Annotated in this window: 21 protein-coding genes and 1 riboswitch; of the genes, 19 read left to right on the top strand and 2 right to left on the bottom strand. The window is 45.4% G+C overall.

Going from position 1 to position 25,438, the window contains the following annotated elements; translation table 11 throughout:
* Positions 1-50: 50 nt before the first annotated feature.
* From AB2U10_RS15145 to AB2U10_RS15100, 10 genes are all read left to right on the top strand, one after another.
* On the top strand, positions 51-632 hold the full coding sequence (locus tag AB2U10_RS15145; protein ID WP_367915685.1) for a Crp/Fnr family transcriptional regulator: 582 nt from the start codon (positions 51-53) through the stop codon (positions 630-632).
* Between the two features lie 166 nt (positions 633-798).
* Positions 799-2,640, top strand: a complete 1,842-nt coding sequence (locus AB2U10_RS15140) for a prenyltransferase/squalene oxidase repeat-containing protein (protein ID WP_367915684.1) — start codon at positions 799-801, stop codon at positions 2,638-2,640.
* Positions 2,640-3,845, top strand: a complete 1,206-nt coding sequence (locus AB2U10_RS15135) for a zinc metalloprotease (protein WP_367915683.1) — start codon at positions 2,640-2,642, stop codon at positions 3,843-3,845. The genes AB2U10_RS15140 and AB2U10_RS15135 overlap by 1 nt, the downstream gene beginning before the upstream one ends.
* An 11-nt stretch (positions 3,846-3,856) precedes the next feature.
* Positions 3,857-4,066, top strand: a complete 210-nt coding sequence (locus AB2U10_RS15130) for a hypothetical protein (protein ID WP_367915682.1) — start codon at positions 3,857-3,859, stop codon at positions 4,064-4,066.
* A 68-nt stretch (positions 4,067-4,134) separates the two neighbouring features.
* Positions 4,135-5,283 (top strand): carboxypeptidase-like regulatory domain-containing protein, encoded by a 1,149-nt coding sequence (locus AB2U10_RS15125; RefSeq protein WP_367915681.1) that lies wholly within the window; start codon positions 4,135-4,137, stop codon positions 5,281-5,283.
* Positions 5,246-6,163: a DoxX family protein gene (locus tag AB2U10_RS15120; RefSeq protein ID WP_367915680.1), complete on the top strand. Its 918-nt coding sequence runs from the start codon at positions 5,246-5,248 to the stop codon at positions 6,161-6,163. The genes AB2U10_RS15125 and AB2U10_RS15120 overlap by 38 nt, the downstream gene beginning before the upstream one ends.
* Before the next feature lie 319 nt (positions 6,164-6,482).
* The gene (locus tag AB2U10_RS15115; protein WP_367915679.1) at positions 6,483-6,695 is read left to right on the top strand and encodes a hypothetical protein; all 213 of its coding nucleotides are present in this window, start codon (positions 6,483-6,485) and stop codon (positions 6,693-6,695) included.
* Complete coding sequence (locus AB2U10_RS15110) at positions 6,673-6,954, top strand: hypothetical protein (protein WP_367915678.1); 282 nt, start codon at positions 6,673-6,675, stop codon at positions 6,952-6,954. Before AB2U10_RS15115 ends, AB2U10_RS15110 begins: the two co-directional genes overlap by 23 nt.
* Before the next feature lie 443 nt (positions 6,955-7,397).
* Positions 7,398-8,216: a GLPGLI family protein gene (locus AB2U10_RS15105; protein ID WP_367915677.1), complete on the top strand. Its 819-nt coding sequence runs from the start codon at positions 7,398-7,400 to the stop codon at positions 8,214-8,216.
* Positions 8,217-8,823: 607 nt separating this feature from the next.
* A complete protein-coding gene (locus tag AB2U10_RS15100) occupies positions 8,824-10,836 on the top strand; it encodes a hypothetical protein (protein WP_493820658.1) in 2,013 nt (670 codons plus the stop codon).
* A gap of 212 nt (positions 10,837-11,048) precedes the next feature.
* Here the strand turns inward: AB2U10_RS15100 and AB2U10_RS15095 are convergent, their stop codons facing one another.
* Positions 11,049-11,612, bottom strand: a complete 564-nt coding sequence (locus AB2U10_RS15095) for a hypothetical protein (protein WP_367915675.1) — start codon at positions 11,610-11,612, stop codon at positions 11,049-11,051.
* A gap of 1 nt (position 11,613) precedes the next feature.
* Positions 11,614-13,374 carry a T9SS type A sorting domain-containing protein gene (locus tag AB2U10_RS15090; RefSeq protein WP_367915674.1) on the bottom strand — a complete coding sequence of 587 codons (1,761 nt, stop codon included), beginning with the start codon at positions 13,372-13,374 and terminating at the stop codon, positions 11,614-11,616.
* Positions 13,375-13,585: 211 nt separating this feature from the next.
* Between AB2U10_RS15090 and AB2U10_RS15085 the strand changes: the two genes are divergently transcribed.
* The 9 genes from AB2U10_RS15085 to AB2U10_RS15045 all read left to right on the top strand — a co-directional run bounded on the left by AB2U10_RS15085 (position 13,586) and on the right by AB2U10_RS15045 (position 25,435).
* Positions 13,586-14,512, top strand: coding sequence for a DUF4249 domain-containing protein (locus AB2U10_RS15085; RefSeq protein WP_367915673.1), 927 nt, complete (start codon positions 13,586-13,588; stop codon positions 14,510-14,512).
* Positions 14,513-16,795, top strand: coding sequence for a TonB-dependent receptor (locus tag AB2U10_RS15080; RefSeq protein ID WP_367915672.1), 2,283 nt, complete (start codon positions 14,513-14,515; stop codon positions 16,793-16,795).
* A gap of 4 nt (positions 16,796-16,799) precedes the next feature.
* Entirely contained in the window at positions 16,800-17,393 is a 594-nt protein-coding gene (locus AB2U10_RS15075) for an outer membrane beta-barrel protein (RefSeq protein WP_367915671.1), read from the top strand.
* 149 nt (positions 17,394-17,542) lie between these two features.
* Positions 17,543-17,739, top strand: a riboswitch (cobalamin riboswitch).
* Between the two features lie 150 nt (positions 17,740-17,889).
* Entirely contained in the window at positions 17,890-20,184 is a 2,295-nt protein-coding gene (gene metE, locus AB2U10_RS15070) for a 5-methyltetrahydropteroyltriglutamate--homocysteine S-methyltransferase (protein WP_367915670.1), read from the top strand.
* 5 nt (positions 20,185-20,189) lie between these two features.
* Positions 20,190-20,552, top strand: coding sequence for a cysteine-rich CWC family protein (locus AB2U10_RS15065; protein ID WP_367915669.1), 363 nt, complete (start codon positions 20,190-20,192; stop codon positions 20,550-20,552).
* Between the two features lie 122 nt (positions 20,553-20,674).
* Complete coding sequence (locus tag AB2U10_RS15060) at positions 20,675-21,352, top strand: response regulator transcription factor (protein ID WP_367915668.1); 678 nt, start codon at positions 20,675-20,677, stop codon at positions 21,350-21,352.
* 39 nt (positions 21,353-21,391) lie between these two features.
* Positions 21,392-22,753, top strand: a complete 1,362-nt coding sequence (locus AB2U10_RS15055) for a sensor histidine kinase (protein WP_367915667.1) — start codon at positions 21,392-21,394, stop codon at positions 22,751-22,753.
* A gap of 219 nt (positions 22,754-22,972) precedes the next feature.
* Complete coding sequence (locus AB2U10_RS15050) at positions 22,973-24,247, top strand: TolC family protein (protein WP_367915666.1); 1,275 nt, start codon at positions 22,973-22,975, stop codon at positions 24,245-24,247.
* A 117-nt stretch (positions 24,248-24,364) separates the two neighbouring features.
* A complete protein-coding gene (locus AB2U10_RS15045) occupies positions 24,365-25,435 on the top strand; it encodes an efflux RND transporter periplasmic adaptor subunit (protein ID WP_367915665.1) in 1,071 nt (356 codons plus the stop codon).
* Positions 25,436-25,438 lie beyond the last annotated feature (3 nt).

Here is a 25,438-nt window from a genome sequence, read left to right as displayed (position 1 = left end):
ATAACACACCCATTTAAAAACGATACTCGACACGATAAACAGAATCCTGTATGAACTCATTATTAACACTACTTGAGCCCTATGTACAACCGGAACCTGAAATACTTCATCAGATATCCACGGTGTTAAGAAAAGCAATATATTCCAAAGGCAGTATTTTGCTTCAGCCGGGGGATATTGCTGATAAAATCTACTTTGTCAAAGCCGGGGTGCTTCGTGAATTTTTTATCCGGGAACAGACTGGTGAAGAATTGACCACCCAAATAGTGACGGAAAATACCTTTTTCTATTCTACTCTGAGTTTTCTTAGTGTAGCCCCATCGAACAGGATAGTAGAGGTACTGGAAGATTGCGTTTTGATCACTCTGAAAAAGGATGATCTGGAGTATTGGTGCAGCAAAATTCCTGGACTTGAACATTTTACCCGGAATATGCTGGAACAGGCACTTATCAGAGCAGAAAAACGCACAGAATTATTACGGCTTAGAAAGCCTGAAGAAAGATTGGAAGTTTTTGAACGTCTTCATCCCGAACTACGGAACCGGATACCGTTGGGTTATATCGCTTCCTTTTTGAATATCACCCCTCAAACCCTAAGCAAGGTGAGAAGGGGAAGAGGGGCAAGGGGTTAATAATAAGCATGTAGTGTCATTTTTAATTTAGATTCATTATACTTTGAATCAGAATTCAGTGATTTTCTAATTATAGATAATCTGTTTTTGAATCCAGGTTCAGAGGGGGGAAATAGGAACACCCGAACTTTGTAATGGTTTATGTTATGAAGATGAACGATTAGGAATGATGATTAACACTACAAAACTTCCCAGGGAACATCGCTTCTATATTGAGCTGATTCCTATGCTTTCTGATCTCTATAAGAATATAGATCAGGAGAAGGTAAATTTGTTGAGTGGGGCTTCTTACAAGTACTTTTCTTTTTTGTTAAGCCTGGATACTTTTATAGACCATGAGAATATTGAACCTAAACATTTCCGTTTTACTAATTTTCTCCATGCCGTAAAAGACCTTGAATGGGCTATTCAGCAATTATCTTTACTATATCCTCCTCAAAGTGATTTTTGGAGGAAATTTGAAGAGTCAAAGAATCATTATTTTAAGGCGATTGTATATGAGAAGGTTATCTCAAATAAAAAGCCCGTAATGGATGAGCGTCTTTTCCTGAAAATTGCAATTGGTAAGTCCGTAATGTGCCATAATGCAGTTTACTCATTACAGGAACTGGCTAAGAATACCCAATACGAGGAAATACTTATAAAAAGTATTAATGAAATTCATATTGCTTTTCAATATCTTGATGACATAAGTGATTTTAAAAAAGATATTCACGAAAATCAATGGACATATCCCCAGTCGCAGATAAGAGAATTTCTACTGGAAAGATCAATTGAAGTAAAAGAACCTGCAGACTTATATAAATACCTTTTCCTGTCCGGCATTGCAGAACAGAATATACAAAAAGCAATTGCCCATTATCAGGAAGCTGTAAAAATTACGGATACCCTTCATCTTTTCGGCTTAGGGAAGTATATAAAAGAACAGATAGCAAATGCTGAATTCTACTTAAATGAGGTTACCTACCTATTTGAAAAAACAAAGACTAAATCAACGAAAAGCAACCTTATAATAGAGGGCAACTCTCTTTGTAAAGCAGTTGATCTCGGATTAGAATATATCTGGAAGAACCAGAACAGGGATGCCTCTTGGTCTGATTTTATGACAAGTGCGGGGGAAGGAAAAGCCTGGATAACAGGATATGTGGGTATGCAATTGGCTGAACATTTCAGGGATGATCCATCCGTTAAAAAGGTTATTGAAGTGATAAAAGAAAATCCGGAAAACTTTTTGTCATATAATCAAAGTATTTTTCAGGATGGAGACTCTACTACTTTTATTATTGGTTTGTTAAACTATTACGGGTTAGGCGACAGTTGTTTATTACATAAATGGGAACAGTTCTTTACAATTAGTGGAGGTTGGATTACTTATAACGAGGAAAAGTTGTTGAGAAAACGTTTAAAACTGTCTGAAGATATTTCTGTACATGCCTGGCTGAGCCCTCAAAATTGTGTCGCCGCCGCTGCCGCTTACGTTCTTAGGCTGAAGAGTCACCCCAAATTAGGTCAGACATTAACTTTCCTGAAAAAGAGAATGAATGAAAATGGTTCATGGAGCTCATATTGGTGGACCAGCCCGGTCTATGCTACTGCTTTTGCTGTACTTGCCATGGTGAAAAATGATAATGAACTGGCGAGGAAAGGGGCAGACTTTCTTCGAAATATACAAGAAACAGACGGAAGCTGGATAAACCCATTTACCGGCAAACCCAATGCTTTTTATACAGCACTAGCTTTAAAAGCTTTGTTGTCTTATGATTCAGGACAATATGCTGATACGATTGAGAATGGGATAAATTGGCTATTGGGAAACCAGGCTACAGACGGCAGTTGGATAACTGATCGGATATTGCAAATTCCGGCAACAGATATTCATGACCCCGAAGTAGTAACTAACTGGAGGAGCAGTTCTTTCGGAGTGAATTGTGTTACAGATGATCATAACCGGGTCTTTACGACAGCTACGGTAATCAACTGTTTATGCACTTATAATTCCTTAATCTGATGCTGGTAAATGAAAATATAACGGCTCATGCGTGGGGAAACGGGAAATGGGTACTTCATACCGGAGCAGAGCGGAATATTCTTTTGAATGAAAAATCGTTTGAGCTGTACAGGATATTACAGGAAACTGAAACTTACGAAAATGCACTCATCAGGTTTAACACTATGTATATGTGGAGTCTTAACATGGAAGATTTCAAAACACACATAGCTACAGTTTTCGGAGGGTATGGTTTGCTGAAAGATGATTTTAAAGTGGAGCGACCGGACATGAAAAATCAATACCTGAAGTTGAAAATACAGTTAATAAACCCAGAATGGGCTTCAATCCTCGCAAAACCTGTCTCATGGTTATACACCCCGAAATATTTCTGGAAAGCTGGGTTACTATGTGTTCTATTTATAGCGTGCATGGCTTTTTTAGATCCAGCTACCACTTCCAGTATTGAGGTTTCAGGTTTAGGAAGTATAGCTGTGCTTTTTTACTTTACTATGTTGGTGCATGAAGTAGGACATATAGCAGCCTGTCAAAACAGTGGTGTAAAACACGGAGGTATAGGGTTTGGGTTTTATTTTATTATGCCGGTGATGTATGCCGATATTAGTAACATTTGGTTAGCCAATAAAGAGCGTCGGGTGATAGCTAATCTGGGAGGAATATTTAATGAACTTATATACAGTTCAATTTTATTGATCATATTTTGGTTTACGAGAGATATGAGACTCTATTTAGTAGCTATTACTATAGCGATTTTTGTAATCTTTGAGTTAAACCCTTTTGTGAGATTTGACGGGTATTGGGTACTTTCTGATCTAAGTAATACGCCAAATTTGAGATTAAAATCCAAGAAGGTTTTACTAAAAACCTTAAAGGAGTTCGGGAAAAGGAGGGGTCTTGTAAGGCAGGAGGTCGGATTGTTTATTTACGGGTTTATTAATTCTGTATTTCTTTTTCTCTTTATGGGGGCAATATTCATTAATTATAGAATTGAGATTATAGAATTTCCTGAAACAGTTTATTACTTTATTCAAAAAGCCTTAGGGGGAAATTGGGATGAGGGAACACTTAACCGTAAGTTTCTTCTGATTCTTACCTTCTATATTTTACTTGGGAGGAAGATTTATGGCTATGTGAAAAAGAAATCGGGTGTTTTGTTTATTGGGGCGGGCAAAACAAAAACCGGTGAAATACGCCCATTACTTTAATTTTTTTAACTATGGAAAATTTAACAAAATCGTTGCCATCTGAATTGTCTCATTTTCAGGTAGAAGAGCTTGAGAATAGGTTGGAGAATTGTTGGAAAGGTATGGAAAACCAAGACCGAGGGTACTATGACCAATACGGCGAGTGGCATTCCAACTGGTTTAAGGTGCCTTGCGGTACAGAAAATCCAAACGATGTGGATACTCCATCTCCTTGGCATTAATTCTTTGTTTCTTATCCCTCTCAATTGTAGAACCAGTTGGGAGGGATTCCAAAAATTTACATAAGACGATGAAAGCATTGTTGTGTTTACTGATTTCTATGCTTAGTACTCAGGTATTAGGACAATATATATTGAAAGGTGTAATTTTAGATAGCCTTAACAACTCTCCGATAATTGGAGTTACTATTAATGAAGAAAGTAAAAAATCAGGGACAATATCTAATGAGGATGGGGAATTTGAGTTTATTGTTAATCAATTACCTGCCAGACTTGTATTTAGCCATGTTTCATATAAGAAAATCACGCTGGAGGTTAGGACAGATGAATATATTAAAGTCATAACATCTCCTGCTGTAATTCAGTTGCCAGAATTTAGAACCGGAGACCCGACACTTAATTATATCAGACGCGCTATTGATAAGTTATTAGAAGATACGTCAAGTGTCAGATATTTTAAAGCATTCTATCAAGATATTGTTCAGAGTAATGAGAACTACAAACTTTTAAACGAAATCCTGATGAATGTTTCATGGAACGCTTTTGGAGTTCAAAAATGGCAACCTTACAATATGCGTTATGCTATGGCTGATCGGCAATCTTACTTCTCTAATAATCAGACATTTTTGCCTTTTCTTTATTCTTCAATAATTTATAAGCATATTAGGTTTCCAATAAATAATAAGGATGTAGAACTAATCTATTCTTTTAAGATCAAACATTACTTGAATACTAACACAACTGATGAAACCGTCGTAATATCTTGTACTCCTAAGAGTAGAAAAATGGAGATGTCCCTCTTCGATGGTGATATCTTTATTGACATAGAAACTAATAATATCGTAAAAATGGCCGGAAAATTTACTTATCCCAATAAGAACAAAGATAAGCATATAGAATTTATAAGTATCGATTTTATGGAGGATGGTCTAGGCCAATCAATTCCTGAAAAAGTGAATATACGAACCGAAAGAACATTAAGCAAGGCAAATAGTAAGATAGTTCATAATACATGGCTTTATTTTTTTGAAGAGATCAGAGGATTTGGACCAGATCCGGTATATCCAGGCTATAATAGAAGTGATTTAGAGATATTGGAGAAAATCCCCTATAATGAGGATGTCTGGCAAAAGAATCGGTTCATTAAGCAACCTAATCTTTCAAAAGAAGTGTTAAATTCTTTTGAAAAAGGAAAGGCTGGGTTCAGAAGTAACTACTAAAATGATTAAACAAAATTTATCCAGATTACTTCCCATTGCACTAGGAACTATTTTTTTACTTAGTGGCCTCGCGAAAGTTTTGGACTCTGGGGAGTTAATTATTCGTTCCTTTAACCTCGGTTTGGGAGAAATTAGTTTACTTTCACCTTTACTTCCTCCACTAGAGATAATTTTAGGTTTATGCTTAATTTTGAACATTTATACAAAACGCATAGCACTGGTCGTTTCCGTATTTACATTTTTATTCACTATTGTTTTTGGTTATGCATATTTTTTTAGAGGAGTGGAAGACTGTGGCTGTTTTGGTGATTGGTTTAATATGAGCCCTGCTTTTACTTTTATCCGAAATATTTTTATAATAGGAGGTGGAGTATTTATCTGGATGAAAAGTGACTATAACGGTGCATATAAGGTATGGAAAGTAGCTTTCGTGTTAATATCGGGAGCTTTCTCATTTGCCATGACAGGATTTACAGTAGATAATTCTCTTACTACAACTATAAACTTTAGAACGCTAAAAGGTAAAAATATATCTGAAACGAATCTCGAAGGCTTAGGGCTTGAAAAAGGAGAATATGCAGTTTTTTTATTTAGCCCATCCTGCTCGCATTGTTGGAACTCCACCGAAAATATCAAACAAATAAAAGCATCTGGTTTGTTTGATGATGTAATTGGTTTAGTGGCAGTATCTCAGAGTAAAGCATTAGATAATTATAAAAAAGTGATGAAGCCAAATTTTGAAATTAAGGCACTGGAAACCAAGAAAATTGACCGCATATTCGGTATGCGTATGCCTAAACTTTTGCTTTTGAAGAATGGGATAATAAAACATATATATGAAAAGGATGATATTCCATGCTATCAATTGATTCACATTTAAATTATTGGAAGTGTCAGGCTCTGTATGGCTTATTGAAAATTTTAATGCTCCTCGTAGTTTAAGTATTAAAAGCTGGAAACTTTAGAAAACAGTAATGCACATAAAGAAGATAAACTTTATGAAACAGTTAGCAGAACTTATGTTTAATCTTATTCCAGTAGCTTTTGATAAATTGGCTCAGGTACCAGATGATACCCTTATTTTTTTAACTATTAGAGGAGCAGATTATTGAAACTGGTGCAGCATTATGAAATAGTCATATGTATAGCTATCGTATTATTATACTTTTAGTTGGGCTTTTTCTGAATATCCCCCCATAGTGCGGGGAAAAGAAAGTAAACGCGTTGAATTCGGGGCTAAGGTAAACAGCATACAGGTGGACGGTATCAACTTTATCGAGCACCTGAGCTTCAAAGCCTTCCACGAGGGTATACGTTTACCACGGAGCATAGACCATCAGCAATCGCTGCTTGGAAAACGGGTGACTCACCTGGCAGCAGATGCCCTATATGCCACCAATTATAACCGGTAGGTATTGCCATGGCAAAGGTATCCTGACCAGCTTTGTGCGTAAGGGTAAGGAGGTCAAAGACGAAAAGCAGCGTAAACAAATTCGCTCCCTGTTGAGAAAGGAGAGGGCCACCCGACTGGAAGGAAGCTTCGGGACCGAGAAACAACACTACTCCCTGGGAAGGATTAAGGCACGAACAAAGAAAACCGAAATCCTACGAATCTTCTTTGGTATCCACACCGCCAATGCCGTCAGAATGATATCCAAAATGAAAGATTAACCTTTAAGGCTCACCGGGTAACATCTCTCTATAAACCGCTCACAAAAAACTGAAAACCATATTGTTGGGGTGGGAAACTATTGTTCATAATCCACAAAATCAGACCCTTGACAACAACGTATTATCCCATCAGCAAAATCAGTAGCTGGCACTTCCTTAAAAAAACAAAATCGGCTGTCAAAAAGTTATTCAACAACCGATTTCAATTCTATTTACTGAATATCCCTATGTATATCTCCGACCCGGCCGGCCTACCGGTCAAACGTTTTCGGGTGTACGGTATAATGTCTTTTTAACTGCCTGATTACGTAGAAATACGGATAAAAATACCGTGTTTTCACGGGTGTTTTTGTATGTTTTTGGTTTTTACCTTTGTACCGTCATTGATTTGACATAACACACCCATTTAAAAACGATACTCAACACGATAAACAGAATCCTGTATGAACTTTGACATCGTAAAACTTCTCTTGGGAATATTCCTTACCCTTCATTTAAATACGGGCCTGGCACAGCAGGTTTTCAATATTACCCATGAAGCCAGGTATGAACTGAAATACAGACCGGATAAACAGTCAGACACGTATAAGATTAATACATTTATTCTTTTCATGAATCAGCAGGAAAGTTTTTTCAAAAACATGGCGGTGTATGTAAAAGACTCCCTTGAAAGACAAGGTACTTTGAAAAAAACGGGAGACATATATAAAGATCTGGCCAATTATGACAAATATATGCCTGAATTTCCTTACGCCATTTATACCAACAGAAACAAAGTTGTTTTCTCTGACCGGATAGCAATGACCGGGAATTACCGATATGAAGAGGAGGTACGGTTTGACTGGAAGTTAACCAGCGAAACCGGTATAATAAAAGGGATCAAATGTGTAAAAGCCACTACTTCAAAATGGGGAAGGAATTGGATAGCCTACTATTCTCCAACCCACCCGCACCCTTTTGGCCCTTATAAATTTCACGGTTTGCCCGGCCTGATCTTCAAAGTGGAGGATGAAGACAGGAACTTTGTATTTGAGCTGTACAAATACATTAAACGCAACGAAAAAGGGTTTAACCTGAATAATCCGGACAAAGTGGATTGGGTTTCCAAAGAGAAATATGTCAAAATGAAAAGGAATAGCGAAATAACTTTACCTAACGGGATTGACTTTCCGGATATGGATGTAAAAAGAAAGGCAGAGATACTAAACAGGATCAGGAAAGAGTATGAAAATAAAGTGCACCTGGAAATTTCTGAAGAATAGAGGTCTTCACCTGTGTGTATTTCTTTTATTTACACCTTTTTATTTATTCTCACAAGATAGAATTGAAGGGTTTTTATATGATCAGTCAGGGCTTCCCGTTTTAAATGCTTCAATAGTTGCAGAAGATACCCTCCGGAATGAAATACTTGGATTTGCACTATCCGATGAAAAGGGCTATTTCCGGATTAAAAAAACACCCCTGAAATTTCCCGTAAAGATAAAGATTACCTCATTAAACCATAAGCCTCTGGAACAGGTTATTCCTGCTGACCGCGGGATATTAAAATTTATATTGGAGCCAGCTGTCAATGACCTGGAAGAGATAACTGTTAAGGCTCCTGCTATACAACAACACGGAGATACTATACGCTATAACGTACAACAGTTTACAGGTAAAAACGATCGTGTATTGGCCGATCTACTGCAGAGAATTCCGGGAATTGAAGTTGAAAAAAACGGAAGCCTCCGGTATCAGGGGGTACCCATCAATAAATTTTATGTGGAAGGTAAAGATCTTCTGGAAGGGGGGTATTCTCAAATTACGAATTCTTTACCCGTTTCTGCAGTTTCAGGATTACAGGTATATGAACGGCATCAACCGGTTAAAATGCTGAGAAAAGAGGTTCCAAGTCCAAACGCAGCAATAAACATTGAGCTGGCCGGCAACACCGAAAGGGCAGGAAGGGTAGAACCGGGTATGGGTTTACCAGGCCCGTTGTGGAATGTAAAAGCCACGCTGATGCACTTTAATAAGAAGTATCAGCGTCTGTTGTCTTACAAATCCAATAACAATGCAGAAGACATAGTTTCTGAATCATTGTCGTTTGAAAATGGTTTCGAAAAGCCGGATATCCCACCGGCCACAGGTACAGTTTTAGATGCCGGAAAAGTAAATGAGCCTTTGTTTGATTCGGAAAGATACCTTTTTAATAAAACGCATGCCTTAAGCAGCAATGTGCTGGTTCCGATGAAGGAAGATTGGGAACTGAGGATAAATTCAGATTTCATCCTGGATAAAAGTACCTATACCGGGAGAGAAAGTACGATCTTACATTTGCCGGATTCAACTTTTCAATTATCCAGGGAAAACGAATATTTACAAAATAAAAGAGGGCTGAAGCTGACGGCTACTCTGATAAAAAATGCAGCTAAATCCTACCTGGTCAATAAGACCTCATTTAAGATAAACCGGGATCGGGTTTCTTCTGATCTGAAGATAAATACAGACCGGTTGGATCAGGCTTTAAACTCTCCCGGCGGTTACCTGGTGAATCAGTTTAAAAATATAATTCCTATAGGCAGATTACCGGTAAGCCTAACATCCAAATGGACATATATAAATGATGATCAAAATTATAGGGTGCAGCCGTGGAACGGTGTTTTCCCGGGTAATGAGCCGGGATCGCTGGAAAGGATAAGCCAGAAAAATTTACGGAAAATGTGGACTTCAGACAATAATGTTGCCGTCAGAACCCGGTTGGCAGGAGGAAGCTTTTCGCCTTTTATCGGGTTGAATTATTCATGGGAAGATAATAAAACACAAACATTTCTGACACCTGATAATACCGGTGGAACTTCTCTTAAATATGAAAATAATCTTGTGTATACAAAATATGTCCCCTCTGTTGGAGGGGCGTTTGACTTAAACCGTGAACACCTTAAAATGAACATCAGGTTGCCCCTGAATACATATTCCATTTCGGCTAACGACCGGCTCCGGGAAGAAATAAAATCAGTTTCTAAAATAGCCTTTGAACCTGAGCTATGGGCAACCTATATCCTGAATCAACAGTTCAGCAACACCTTAAGCAGCTATAAAAGGGTGACCTACTCTGACGCCCGGAATCTTCTCGGTGCTTATGTTTTTACGGGGTTAAATTTTACGGTTCAGGACGCAGGAATAGGGCACAGCACTATGTACAGCATCAGTGACCAGGTCGATTATAAAAATATTCTTGCCGGCATATTTATAAGCTTTAGAATGTCGGCTAAGTCGTTTTATTCCAATGTTATCGTATCGAACAAAATACAGGAGAACGGGCTCATGACCAGCACTCAGCTGGACAAAAATAGTATGGGTGGAAGTAAAAGTGTCGGAGCGGATGTGAGTAAATATTTTGCGGATTCAAAGCTTAAACTATCGCTTAATACCAGCTTCTCACGTCATTTTACGGAAATGATCATCAACGGGCAAAATACAAGGATTACTCAGAATACATGGTCTGTATTGCCCAAAGCAAATTATATCGGGTTAAAATGGGCTGTTCTGGAGTTCAGAGGCATGCTTTTAAATACATCAAACGGGTATGATAATAAAATTCAGATGATCAATGCCCGGATTTTACCCGGCTTTATTATTGGAAAATCGCATTTCCTGGGAATGGAATCGGAGAACTATCTCAATATCGTAAACAGGAGTAAATCGGGTAACAACCTGTTCAACATCAGATACAGGTATACGTTTCTCAAAACAAAAGCCGATCTGGAAGTGGAAATGACCAATATATTTCATCAAACCGTTTTTCATGAAAGCTTAACGAATTCATACGGTTACTCCGTTACCGAAACGGTGTTAAGGCCCCGCCAGGTGATAGTAACCTGTATGTTTAATATAAAGTAAGGCAAATTCCTCCCCGCTGTTGTATTATTATACTTTTAGTTGTAAGCCCACGTTATTGGGTTACAGAAAGAAGATATGAAATCTTGTATAAACCTGTTATTAACTGCTTTATCGTATTGTTTCTCACCGCCTGCCGGGGCCGGGAAGTGACCCTGTTTCCCGACAGTTCATGGGGGTATGACCGGGGCCGGAAAATCATCCTGCGTATTATTTCACTTCTCCTCTCCCGGTTGCCCCACAGGTACTTTAAACCTTCCCTGCCTGAACCGGAGGGTGTCTGCCGATGTATAGGTAGGCTTATCCCATCTCTCATCAATGATAAAGGTTATTTCAAACTCTCCTTCTATCATTTTTGTCACGGGGTCATAGGCTGTTACAGTAATATAGCTGCTATCTCCCAATACTCTGTACATTTTATCCAGAACATCACCATCCGCTATATGTGTAGAAAATGCTCCCTGAACCCAGGCTCTGTTATGGCTGATATACTCCTCATGAATCGGGTTATCTTGTATAACGAGTGGAATATTTTCCACAAACAAGACCTCTCTGTTTTCCTCATACTCTGTAAAAACGCCCAGCCGAAGAAAAAAAAGGTCTTCTCCCGAAACAACACGCCCTACCCCTGCTATAGCCGCCCATTGCTGACCGTTCTTTAAAGCAGTAGCTTTACCCGGATAGTAATCATACAACCCCGGTTCCGGTGGCAGGTTCTCCTCTGTACGGCATGCTAAAATACTTCCCACAATGCCCAGCACCACTATTATTTTTCGCATATTATTTTACTATAATCAGGCGATCTGACTGGATTTCGCCTGAACCCATTACTTTAACAATATAGTTCCCTTCGTTCAATGCAGACAAATCCAGGTCATCTTCCTGTCTGCCTGCATTTAATTTCTCCCGGTTTTTCCATAAAATTACTTTACCGGACACATCGGTTACTATCAAAGAGACTTTTTCCTCGTTATGCCGAAGGTTATAATATAACGTAGCCCTTCCTTTAGACGGATTAGGGAAAACCAGGCCTTTTACCTCTCCAGATACTCCTTCGGCAGTTACTCTGCACCCCGAACAGGCGTCTGTATTGAGGGTAGTAAAAGAAGCCGTTGAATACCGACCGTCTACATCCGTTGCGGTAAGCTTTAAATATAAATTCTGATTAAAGGGGAGTGGAGCCGTTACACTTGATGCTGTAGAAAACGGATAGTAATTTACCAGGTCTGTGCTGTATTGCCAGTTATACGTATAAGGCGTATGCCCGTTACTTACTGAGGAAGTCCAGGTATAGGTTCCTAAATTATTTCCGGAAAGAGGACCATTAATGGATGCTGACATAGGCCCGTAGATCTGGAATGCCGCTACGGTAGCCGCCTGCTCACTCAGCTGCCGGGCATTATCATTGACAGAAGTACCCGTTGCAACTCCACTATAATTAATGCCCGGGCTGGAGTAATGTAATATCCTGGATTCTCCGCTGGGAAGTGCAGCCAAAACCGTTCTGCGATGTGTTGATCCTGTATAGAAACTATGAGCATGCGCATAACCCGCGGCAGGATCCGTATCATGGCGTGCCCCAAATAAGTGCGCTAACTCATGGGCAAATGTGTAACGCCCGGTAGCAGCCGTAACCTGCACAATACCGTATGCTTCAGCATTACTTGGGCCAATATTTCGCACTATGCCAAAATAATCACCATACAAACTACTATTTGTCAGCATAATCACGACATCTGCCCCATAGTTATTTCTCAGGGCCTGAACTGTCGAGTTTGTACTTAAATTACCTACATCTATATCTATATAAGAGGTTTCCGTAAAACTGATTGGCTGTGTTCCCGCATAACTAAGATCCAGGTTAGTTACGCCACTATTGGCAAGCGCATCATTAGCCTGTGCCACACCCAACATGGCCGCGTTAATAATATTAGGCACTGCCGCGTAGGCAGCCGGAGTATAGAGAACCAGCACCCTGACCTGGCCATAGGGGTTGGTCATGGTTCTGCCTTTCGGAGCGTTTAATTCTACAGGTGTCTTACTATGATCAGTGGCACACTCGTCCAAAGTATATTTGGCATCATTGATACGAACCAGCAGATTAACTTCATTACCCAAATCGTGAATTTCGTACGCCTTATTCCCCATTGTTAAATGGCCAAAAACGTTTCCGACACCGTCTCCCAGTAGCATGATACTCCCTTCAATATCTGTGAATTCTCCCACCCAGGTAAATTCTGTCTCTGACTCTATGGTTTGTCTCCTGGTTTTGGCTTCATATTCCTTTCCGGCTCCCGGCAACCCAACTTTTAAACTCCCATCTTTCAGAAGTTCTGTTAAAGACCCTACTCTAATGAGAGTAGCGTCCAAATACATATCATTGGCCTTCATCTTGTTAAACATATCTTTCTGACCTGGAGAAAGCCTTTCTGCAGAAGGTGTGTCTAAAACCTCCATTAGTTTTTCAGAGCTTCTTTTCTGAGCATTCAGTGAAAAAAAGGGAATGAAGAAGATGAGGAAGATGTAATGAATTCTTTTCATAACTATAGATGTGTTTGGGTGAATAATAAGTACTGCTAAGTTATATATTATGTTTGAATATTACAATTTTCATAGGATTTTATTCATCTGAATTAAATTTAACCTTACCCAGTGGAATTGATGCAGAATTATGAAACAGTCATACGTATAGCTATCGTATTATTATACTTTTAGTTGGAAGCTCACGTTATAGGGTTATGAACGAAAATTCATGACATTTGTAAAGAAGCCCGTTTTTATCGCCATTATTATCTTCCTTCTCACCGCCTGCCGGGGCCGGGAAGTGACCCTTCCCCTGGCGTTTGAGGGGGAGAAGCTGGTTGTATGGGGTAAGCTGGAGGCGGGCCAGCCCGCTCAGGTACAGGTGAGGAAAACTTTCCCGGCGGTAGGGCCTGTTCCTGAGCAGACCGCCGTAACCACGGCAACGGTTTCCCTGTATAAAAATGGGGCGCTTTATACCCGGCTGGTACCGCGGGAAGAGGCCGGTATATACGGTTCAGACAGCCTGATACAGGCAGGAGAGCGCTACGTGGTAAAGGTAGAAGCCCCGGGCCTGGCCACGGCCGAGTCGGAAGAAGTAACGGTGCCGGCTGGTCTTCCCGGATTTACCTACACCCGTAAGCGGGATGCCGAACCGGAAAAGGACGCTGCTACCCGTCCGCACCAGGACCTTGTTTCGCTCCGCTTTACCGGCAACCTTCATAATTCTTACCTTATCGTGGGTTTCCTGGCCTATTTTACAGCGCATAACTGGCCTTTCTACTGGCCGGCCACAGACAATATCGTGGCCAATGAAGAAGACTGCCACACCCGGAGCAGTTTTTACGACCGGACCTACGGAGAAATGTTCATGATGAACGGAGATTGCGTACCTGCCGACACGCCGCTGGGCTTCTTTGTAAGTACGGGGGTCTGGACCCTGTTTCCCGACAGTTCATGGGGGTATGACCGGGCCCGGAAAATCACCCTGCTGCTGGCCTCCTCCACCCGGGAGTGGTTCCTCTACAACCAGATAGAAAATAAACAGCCGGAAGGGTTGGACCACCTGGTGCTTCCGCCCCAGAAGGCGTATACCAATATTAAAAACGGGTACGGTATTATTTATGGCTATCATGCCGCACAAATAGAATTAGAATAAATGAGAAAAATTTTAGGCATTCTTTTCTGGAGTTGTTCTATCCAGGCAGCGGCGCAACAGTTCACGGTAAGCGGACAGGTGCGTGATGCGGGCAGCGGAGAGCTGCTGGCCGGCGTGAGCGTGTGGGACAGCCTTTCAGGAGCGGGTACCTTTACCAATGCCTACGGTTTTTTCAGTCTTACCCTGGTGGCTCAGCCGCAGAAGATAAAATTCAGCCATGTGGGCTACCGCCCGCATTATGCCCGGCCTGAGAAAGATAAGCCGCTTGACATCCGTTTAAACCGGGCTGCAGAGCTGGAAGAGGTGGTGATCAGCGCCCCGCGGCGGCTTTCGGGTAACCCGGTTTCCCTGCCCGTCAGCGAGATCCGGAGCATGCCCTCGCTGCTGGGAGAAGCCGATGTGCTGAAAGCCTTCAGCTTTACCCCGGGCGTTTCTACCGGTAACGAAGGCAGCGCCGGGCTTTATGTACGGGGCGGCTCGCCGGACCAGAACCTGATTTTGCTCGATGACGCGCCCGTATATAACGCCATGCACCTGGGCGGTTTCTTCTCGGTGTTTAATCCCTCCTCCCTGAAAAGCGCAGATTTGTATAAAGGGGCTTTTCCCGCCCGGTATGGCGGGCGCCTTTCGTCGGTCATTGACCTGGCCATGAAAGAAGGCAACAATCAAAAGTTCGGCGGAGAAGTGGGTTTGGGGCTGCTGAATCAGAACCTGACCCTGGAAGGGCCTTTGCTGAAAAACAAAGCGTCGTTTATAGTGTCCGGAAGGGTGTCTACCCTGGGCCTGAGCTCTTTGCTTACACCCAAAAGGCGGGTAAATGCCTCGGGGGAAGATTACACCTATAAATTCCATGATCTTAACGCCAAAATGAACTTTCAGCTGAGTAAAACCGATCATATCTACCTCAGCTTTTACAACGGCTTTGACCGCTTTAAATACGACGAATGGTCAAAAACCGACACAAAAGAGGTGAGCACGGCCGTAGGGAATAACTGGGGAAACAACACCGGGACCATTCGTTACAGTAAAACGCTTTCTCCCCGGCTTTTCTCACGGGCTATGCTCATTTATTCGGACTATACCAGCCAGTTTACCAATGAGTTCAGCGACGGGGCGGAGACTGCTTACCGTTACAGCGATACCCGGATCACCGATATAGGCGGAAAGGTGCAGCTGGACTATTTCCCTTACCGGTGGATGGAGATGCGTACAGGGATTGAGCTCACCCGTCACCGGTTCGAACCGTTCAATATGACCACCAATTACGGGGTGAAAGGCAACGATCAGTCCGTTAGCCAGAAAGCCGTGGAGTCGGCCCTGTTTTTAGAGGCTGATATAAAGCTCAGCTCCCGCTGGAGCCTGAATGCCGGGGGGCGCTACACGGAGTATAGCATGGGAAGAGCGGCTTTTCGGAGGCCGGAACCCCGGCTGGCTCTTAACGGCTCGCTGGCCCGCGACTGGAAATTTTTTGCGGGCTATACCGTGATGAACCAATACCTCCATTTGCTGGTGAATAACGGGTACGGGTTCGGTTACGATGCCTGGCTGCCGGCCACCTCCCGGATACCGCCCTCAAGAGCCGTACAATGGTCGGCGGGCTTCTCGAAAAAACTGGCTCAACCCGGTGTGGATATCTCACTGGAAGTATACAGCAAGCGCCTGAAGAACATGATCGACTACCCCGAAGGCACCAATTTTACGGGTATGCTGGCAGACTCCTGGGAGAATATCGTTACCGGCAGAGGCGTGGGGCGAAGCGCAGGCCTGGAGCTGATGGCCGCCCGCAATACGGGCAAATTAAGAGGCCGGCTTTCTTACACCCTGTCCCGGAGCGAGCTCCGGTTTGATGACATTAATGCAGGGAAGTGGTACCCTATGAAATACGACCGCCGCCACAACCTGAACGCTTCTGCCACCTATCTTTTCAATAAAAAATGGAACATAACCGGGACATTTTTATACCAGACCGGGCATGCGGTCACATTGCCCGCAGGTGCGGTTCTTTACAATGATGAACCGCGGTTTATTTATCATGAGCGCAATAACGGCCGGATGCCCGATTTTCATAAGCTGGACCTGGGGATAAACCGGAACGGTACCCTTTGGAAAAAATACGAAACCCGGCTGAGCTTTGGGGTGTACAATGCCTATAACCGCGCAAACCCGCTGTACCTCGATTTCAAAACGGCCTATGATCAGCAGACCGGCCAGCGGTCGCTGGTGATCAAACAATATTCCATGTTTCCTGTTTTACCATTTATTAATTATTCTGTTAAATTCTAAAGTGATGAAGCATTTTCTTTTTTTAGCGACCGTTTTCGTTTCTTTTTACGCTGTGGGGCAGGAGACCGCACAGCCCGGTATTAATTTTTCCAAAGGAACATACATAGCGGGCATCTACGGCTCGGGAGGGTTCAATAACAGCCCCCTGTATAAGCACCCTACCTGGTCGCTTTCTCCCTGGGCAGGCTACTTTGTGGCCCCTAACCTGGCCACCGGCCTTCGCATAGCGTATGGAAATGACGCCAGCCGGTTTAAAGACGGTACGGCAGCCAGCTCTGTCATGCTTGAACACGATCATCGGTCGCTCGCACCCGAAATTTTTGTACGGTATTATGTACCCTATATCAAAGTAAAACCCTTTATACAGGTGAGCGCAGGATATAATTTTCAATGGGGAGAATCGGAGAACGACTCGGGCCGGATGGAAAAAGTGAAAGCCTCCAATGCAATAGGTTCGATAGAAGGCGGAATCCGTTTCCCGGTCGGGAAAAGGGTATCTATAGATGCCGCCTATAACTACAGAATTTTTTCAACCTCCGCATTGCAGGATCCCAATCAAAAGGGAAAAATCAGGATAGGCCTGTCTTACCGCTTCTGAGGCCGGTGCTGCAAAGTATGCAGATATACTACATATGGTTGATTTTTTGTTTGTTTTATCTAAAATTCATTTAATTTATAAATAAATTATCTGGTATATTTTATTATAACAGATAAATCATCTACATTCGCATCTGTAAAGTTCTAATCTTCATCAAAAGCAGAAGAGGTTGCCGCTTGCCGGTATGAAAAGGGAACCGTGTGTGAATCACGGGCTGTCGCGCAACTGTAAGTGCCTTTAACAGCTTTTGCCTGAGGGGTCCGGCCCCGAACAGGTCCACTGCTCCGGCGGGAAGGACGGCAAAAGCGGCACAAGCCAGGAGACCTGCCTGTTCTGAGTTGACAGTGGCTTTCGCGGACTGAAGCCTTCGGTTGGTTTTGATGTACCCGGTACTCCGTTTCGGCGGAGTAAGCAGCGGCGCGTATACCTCTCTGAAATCTTCCCGTTTTAAGCCCGGAGTTCAGGACTGTTTTTCTTCATTTTTCTCTCAAAAATTATGCAGACACAGAATCTTGGCTACCCGCGCATTGGTAGCCGCCGGGAACTGAAAAAAGCTTCTGAAGCTTATTGGGCGGGTAAAATACCCGTTGCCGAACTCGAAAAAACAGGCCGGGAGATCCGGCTTAAGAACTGGAAGAGCCAGCAGGAGAGCGGTATCGACCTGATCCCGTGCAACGACTTCTCCTTTTACGACCAGGTGCTTGATATGAGCGTTTTGCTGGGGGCTATCCCCGAACGTTATGCCGGCTTTGCCCGTACCCACTCAGGTACCGACCTGTATTTTGCCATGGCACGGGGATATCAGAAAGGTGATTTTGACCTGACAGCCATGGAAATGACCAAATGGTTCGATACCAATTATCACTATATCGTGCCCGAGTTTAAGGCGGGGCAGACGTTTGAGCTGAACCCGGCCAAGCTTCTGAGCGAGCTTCAGGAGGCCCGTGAGGCCGGTATCCAGGCCAAGCCGGTCATTATCGGCCCGGTAACATATCTTTTGCTCGGGAAAGAAAAAGAAACCGGCTTTCACCGGGTAGAGCTGCTGAGCCGCCTGCTGCCTGTATACGAACAACTGCTGAAATTACTGGCTGAGCAGGGTGTGCAATACGTACAGATTGATGAGCCGGCCCTGGCGCTGGATCTGACCCCGGCTGAACAGGAGGCCATCGCGCGCACGTATACGTTCTTCGCTGAGGCCGTGCCTTCGCTGAAGATCATCCTGGCCAATTATTTTGAATGTTACGGCGATAACCTGCAGACCGCCATCCACCTGCCGGTAGATACCCTGCACCTCGACCTCGTTCGTTGCCCGCTGCAGCTGGAAGACATCCTGGCTACAGATTTTGTTCAGAAGAAAACCCGGCTTTCGCTGGGCGTGGTAGACGGCAGAAATATCTGGAAAAACGACTTTGAAGCCTCTTTACAGCTGATTGAGCAGGCCAAAGCCGCCCTGGGAGCAGAAAGGCTCCTCATTGCCCCGTCGTGTTCACTGCTCCATTCGCCCTGCGACCTGGACTTTGAGAAGAAGCTGAACCCGGAGATCAAAAACTGGATGGCCTTTGCCCGTCAGAAAACAGATGAAGTGGCTTTTCTCCGGAAATGGGCTTCAGGTGAGCGATCAGAAGCGCTGAAAGCGGTATGGGAAGCCAACCGGCAGGCCATTGAAAGCAAAAAGACCTCGCCGCTGATCCACGATCCGGCGGTGAAAGACCGGGTAGAACAGGTGACCGAAAAAGATACCCGCAGGAACAGTCCTTTTGCCGCAAGAAGAAAGCAGCAGCAGGAAGTACTGGCCCTGCCCCTGTTTCCTACCACCACCATCGGGTCTTTCCCGCAAACACCGGAAGTAAGGAGCTGGCGCGCAAGGCTCAAAAAAGGAGAGCTGACGCAGGAAGAATACGACAGGCTGATTGAGCAGGAAACGGCTGACGCCATCCATTGGCAGGAGGAGATCGACATGGACGTGCTGGTGCACGGTGAGTTTGAGCGGAACGACATGGTGGAATATTTCGGAGAAAAGCTGCAGGGCTTTGTCTTTACCGAAAACGGGTGGGTGCAAAGCTACGGCAGCCGCTGCGTGAAGCCGCCGGTGATTTTCGGCGACATCAGCCGGCCGGAACCCATGACCTTACGCTGGACAAAATACGCGCAGTCGCTGACCCCGAAATGGGTGAAAGGCATGCTGACCGGCCCGGTGACCATTCTCCAGTGGTCGTTTGTACGGAACGATCAGCCCCGGCGCGATACCTGCATGCAGATTGCCCTGGCCATTCGTGACGAGGTAACCGACCTCGAAAAAGCGGGTATCCGTATCATCCAGATCGATGAACCGGCGATCCGGGAAGGACTGCCCCTGCGGAAAGAGAACCGGAGAACCTACCTCGACTGGGCGGTTCGGGCATTCCGGGTTTCGGCCAGCGGTGTGGAAGACGCTACCCAGATCCATACCCACATGTGCTATTCGGAATTTAATGATATCATCCAAAGTATTTCAGACATGGATGCCGACGTTATTACTATAGAATGTTCGCGTTCGCAGATGGAATTGCTGGACGCCTTCCATAAGTTTGCCTACCCGAACGAGATAGGACCCGGCGTTTACGATATTCACTCGCCACGGGTACCTTCTGAAGAAGAAATGGTAGGCCTCATGGAAAAAGCCCGTAAGGTGATCCCGGATGAGCAGCTGTGGGTGAACCCCGACTGCGGTCTGAAGACCCGTCACTGGGAAGAAACCCGCCTGGCCCTCGAAAAGATGGTTTCGGCGGCTAAAAAGCTGAGAACGGTGTAAGAATCATGAAACACGAAGAGGTACGGTGCCCGAGATGTGGCGGCGGGTTCGAATGCAAGGTGGGCGATGTGGCCAACTGCCAGTGCAGTACGGTCAGGCTATTGCCCGAAACGCAGGAGTACCTGTCCCGGACCCACTACGGATGCCTCTGTAAAAAGTGCCTGGAAGAGCTTAATCGCGCCGTAAAGGCCCGCGGAACCTACAAGTTCCCGGCCTCTCCCGAGCTGCTGGTAGAAGGCCTGCACTATTACAAAGAAAACGGCCTCTTCGTGTTCACTGAATTTTATCACATACTTCGCGGCTACTGCTGCCGGAACGGATGCCGGCACTGTGCCTACGGGTTTCATCCTGAAATGAGCGTAAAATAACACAACCCAGGCCGGATCTCTCCCGGCAGCTTAACGGAATTCTGCCCGATTGCCGGTGCCTGCCGTGAAATAACATTCGTGCATGTTGTGGTAATCCGCAGGTAGCCTGTATATTTACCCGCATGAAAATCCTGATTGTAGAAGATGACCCTACCTTAAGCCGGAATATCCGTGAAGCGCTGGAGGCCGAAGACCTCCGGGCTGAAAACGTATATGACGGGCTCCTGGCCGAAAGAATGCTGCAGAAAAACGCGTATGACTGCATCATCATGGACGTTAACCTGCCCGGTAAAACGGGCCTGGAGCTGCTGCAGAACCTCCGGGACCAGGATAATCCCACACCGGTGATCATGCTCACGGCCTTCGGAGACCTGGAAGACAAGGTGAGGGGCTTTGACGCCGGGGCCGACGATTACCTGACCAAACCGTTTTATATGCGCGAGTTGCTGCTGCGGGTACAGTCGCTGCTCAAACGGAATACGCCCGGAGGAGAAAAGAAAAGCAGCATCCAGGTTGACGATATCCGGATAGATACGGGCAGGAAAAAAGTAGAAAGGCAGGGCCGGGAAATTCCGCTGACGCCCCGCGAATACCAGATCCTGGTCAAGCTGTGCGAAACGCCCGGTGAGCTGGTTTCCAAAAACGACCTGATCCGGGAAATCTGGGGTACCGCCCTCGATGTCAACACCAATACCATTGAAGTATATATCAATTTCCTGAGGAATAAGCTGGACAAGCCGTTTGAAAAAAGCTCCATAAAAACCAAAGTGGGGTACGGGTACTACTTTGATGCGGAATAAAACGGCCCCGTAAAAAACTCGCCGGAACTCTTTTAGCGAATGAAAATAAGGAACAAAATACTCCTCTATTTCTCTTCTACCGTGATCGGGCTCACGCTCGTGTCGTTTGTGGTGATCTATTACCTTTTTTCCGAATACCGCGAAGAAGAATTCCAGCAGCAGCAGCACGATAAAATCACATCCACGGTACGGCTGGCCAGCGAATACAAAAAGCAGAGTGAGCAGCTTTCTCTTTTGCTGGACAGGCAGGATATCAACGATTTTTACGACGAAAAGCTCCTGATTTACGATGAATCGAAACAGCTGATCTTTTCAAGTATCGACAACCTGGAGATCCGCCGGGCAAACGATATCCTGTATGAGCTATCGCCGAATACACGCTGGATAGAGACCAAAAGCGGTGAATATGACGTGGTAGGCGTTTACCTGGAGTATGAAGGGAAGCCGTATTATGCCATCAGCAAGGCGTTTGACTCGCAGGGTTATTCCAAAAGAGACTTCCTGGGCAAGCTGCTCACCGGCCTCTTCGTGGTCTTCACCCTGGTGGTATGGCTGATCACCCGCCATCTTTCCAATATTATCTCCCGGCCCATTGTGGCGCTGTCAGAAAAAATGAGCGGCATTGTGGTAGAAGACTCGTCTACCATTGCGATCAGCACCTCTACCACCGAGCTGAAAAACCTGACCGATAAATTCAATGAGCTCCTGGCCCGCACGCGCGAGTCTTTCGTTTTTCAGAAGCATACGGTGCACCATATTTCCCATGAGCTGAAAACCCCGGTGGCCATACTGGTCTCTGAACTGGAAAAGCTGCAGAAAGAAGACGATATCGGCCGGATCAAACAGCAGATCCACCGGTTAACGGGTAATACCAAGTCGCTGGGCAGCATCATCAACGTACTCCTGGAGATCTCGAAAATTGATTCAGGACAAAAGGTGCTCAAAAAACCGGTACGGGTAGATGAGCTTTTGTTTGACAGTATTGCTGAGCTGAACCGCATATACCCGGAGTATACCTTTGAGCTCAACTACCCCTCAGACAGCTTTGATGAAGACCGGCTCTACATTCCGGCCAACCGCCTCCTGGTGAAGCAGGCGTTTCAGAACCTGCTGCTGAACGGGGTGACTTACTCTGATAACGGGAAAGTAGAGGTGCTGATCGGGTTTCCGGAAGCCGGAACGCTCCGCATCAGCTTCACCAATCACGGCCGGCCGCTCTCAGAAGAAGAAACCCGCTTCCTGTTCAGCCATTTCTTCCGGGGCGCCAACAGCCGCAACAAAACGGGGTTTGGCCTGGGTCTTGTGCTCACCCACCGGATCATCCGGCTGCATTCGGGCCGGATCGAATACGATAACCCGACGGGAGATGTAAACCGGTTCGTGGTGGATTTCACCATATGAGGCATATAAGTCACAGAAGAAAGAACTTTTTCATGGTGGATTTCACCATATAAGGCACATAAGTTACATAAGTCACATAAGAAAAAACTTTATGTCTTATATGCCTCATATGGTTTAACAAAAAGGCGCAGCCCTTTTATATCTTTTATCTCGTTTTTATCGCCCTTAAGCCCTTTTTAAGCTTATCCTCCCGAGTTTTGCAGCCCAAACAGGCAGTGAATGCGTCGGAGTATTTTAATATTAGTAAACGTTTTTATCTTTTTCGGGGGCTTTGCCCAGGATACCGTGCGACTTTCCCGCGCGGATGCAGAAACCTTGTTTCTGAAAGAAAACCTGCTGCTGATAGCAGAAAAAATGAAGGTTTCTGAAGCGGAGGCCCTTGTTCAGCAGGCAAAGCTCTGGCCCAATCCCAACATCACCGTAGACCAGATCAACCTGTGGGCTACCCGGAAACAAACGGGCGGACAGGAAGTGGTGCCTCCGCTCTGGGGCTCATTCGGCCGTAACCGGCAGTTTGGCGCCGAGCTGGAGCAGCTCATTGAAACCGCCGGGAAAAGGAAGAAAGAAGTGGCCGTAGAGCAGGTAGGAGTAGAGAAAGCCGCCGTGGAGTTCCGGGAGCTGCTCCGCGGGCTGAAGCTGGAGCTCCGGGGCCGCATGACCGGCCTGCAGGCCCTGGAAGAAAAGCAAAAAAATGAAGAAGCCCGGCTGGCATCGGTCAGGAAGTTAAGTCAGGCCTACCAGAACCAGGTGCAGCAGGGCAATGTGCCCCGTAACGAGGTAGCCCGCCTGAAGGCCCTGGAGCTGGAGATCAGCCGGGAGCTCCGCGAAATAGCCGATGCGTCTTTTGAGCTGCAGGCCGGGCTGAAGCAGCTGCTTAAGCTGGATCCCGCTCAGGTGCTGCTCATTACCGACCCCCTCGAAATGGAGGTGTCGGCCTACCGTTTGCTGTCGCCTGACCAGCTGATCGATACCGCCGACCGCCCCGATGTCAGGCAGGCACAACTGGAAGAAACGTATTACCACAAAGTAACCGAGCTGGAGCGGGCCAGGAGAGCGCCTGATGTCACCCTCCGGGCCCAGTATGACCGGAACGGCAATGCCATGCTGAATTTTGTTGGCGTAGGCGCCAGCGTAGATCTTCCTCTTTTTAACCGCAACCAGGGCAATATCCAATATGCGCAGATCAACGCCCGTAAAGCCGCTGTAATGACGCAGCAACAGACACTGACAGCCCAGACAGAGATTGTGCGGGCATACCGGGGCTTTAAAAATGCGCTCGATTTTTATGATACCCTGGAAGAAAGCTACGACCGGTCGCTGGATGAGCTCCTCGACCTCTATACCCGGAATTTTATGAACCGGAACATCAGCATGCTGGAATACCTCGATTTCTCGGATACCTACCGGAACAGCAAGCAGATCCGGATAGACGCCAAAAGAGAACTGAGAGAACAATTTGAAAAACTTAACTATGCATCAGGCAGAGACCTGTAGAAACCGGATACCCCGAAGAACTTTATGAAATAGCGCATGAGCTATGAGAAAATACGGCCCGTCAGGGGCCTGCCATGCGGCTCAAGGCTCATAGCTCACAGCTAAAAATGTATACCTATGAAAAATATCGCCCTGATCGCTGCCCTGGCCTTACTGTCCGGAGCATGCGGGAAAAAACAGGAAACAGAAGAAGTAAAGAAATTCTGCCTGGATGAATCGTTTAAATCGCGGATAGCCCTGTACACGGCTGAGCTTCAGGATGTGACCGAAGGCATCCACCTCACAGGCAGCGTGGAGCCCAACCCCGATAAGGTGGTCAGCTATGTGCCCCTGGTCAGCGGGGTGGTCACCTCCACCTTTTTCTCGCTCGGCGACCGGGTGAGCAAAGGACAGGTGCTGGCCGAAATGCGCAGCACCGAGCTGAGCGGCATGTCGGCCTCGCTGGCGTCGCTCGACAGCCGGATACAGGCGGCCCGGTCTAACCTGGCTTCGGTGCAGTCGATGTTTGACGACGGGCTGGCCTCACGGAAAGAGCTGGCAGAGGCCGTATCGGAGCTGGAAGTGCTGAAAGCAGAAAAAGCCAGAACCGAGAAAGACATGAGCCTGTACAGCGGAAATTCAGAAAAGGGCGTGTTCCAGATCAAAGCACCGGCCACCGGCATCATCACGGAGAAAAATGTCAATCCCGGAGAGCAGGTATCGGCCGGAGGCACACCGCTATTTACCATCTCTGACCTGAATAACCTTTGGGTGATGGTCAATATTTACGCCTCCAACGTGAACAATATTCGCCAGGGAATGGACGTAAGCATTACCACCCTGTCTTACCCCGATGACACGTTCCGGGGAAATATCTCGCAGATCTCGCCTGTATTTGACGAAGAAGCCCGTGTGCTGAGGGGGCGGGTGATCCTCCCTAACGGAGATTATAAGCTGAAGCCGGGCATGCTGGTAGATGTAACTGCCTGGAAGAGAACCGGCCGGCAGGCTGTGGGTATACCGGCTTCGGCCATTGTGTTTTCCGACAATGAATACTACGTGCTGGTATACAAGGACGATTGCCATATTGAAGCCCGGAAAATCACCATCGAAGCCCGGAACGATACCATGGTCTTTGTTTCAGAAGGCCTTCAGGCCGGTGAGCGGATCATTTCCCAAAACCAGTTGCTGATTTTTGAATCTTTATGACAC

Origin of the sequence: Leadbetterella sp. DM7 (genome assembly GCF_040829825.2) — a bacterium.
GTDB lineage: Bacteria > Bacteroidota > Bacteroidia > Cytophagales > Spirosomataceae > Leadbetterella.
Note: the sequence above shows the minus strand (reverse complement) of the source record. Positions and strands in the feature narration are given on the sequence as shown.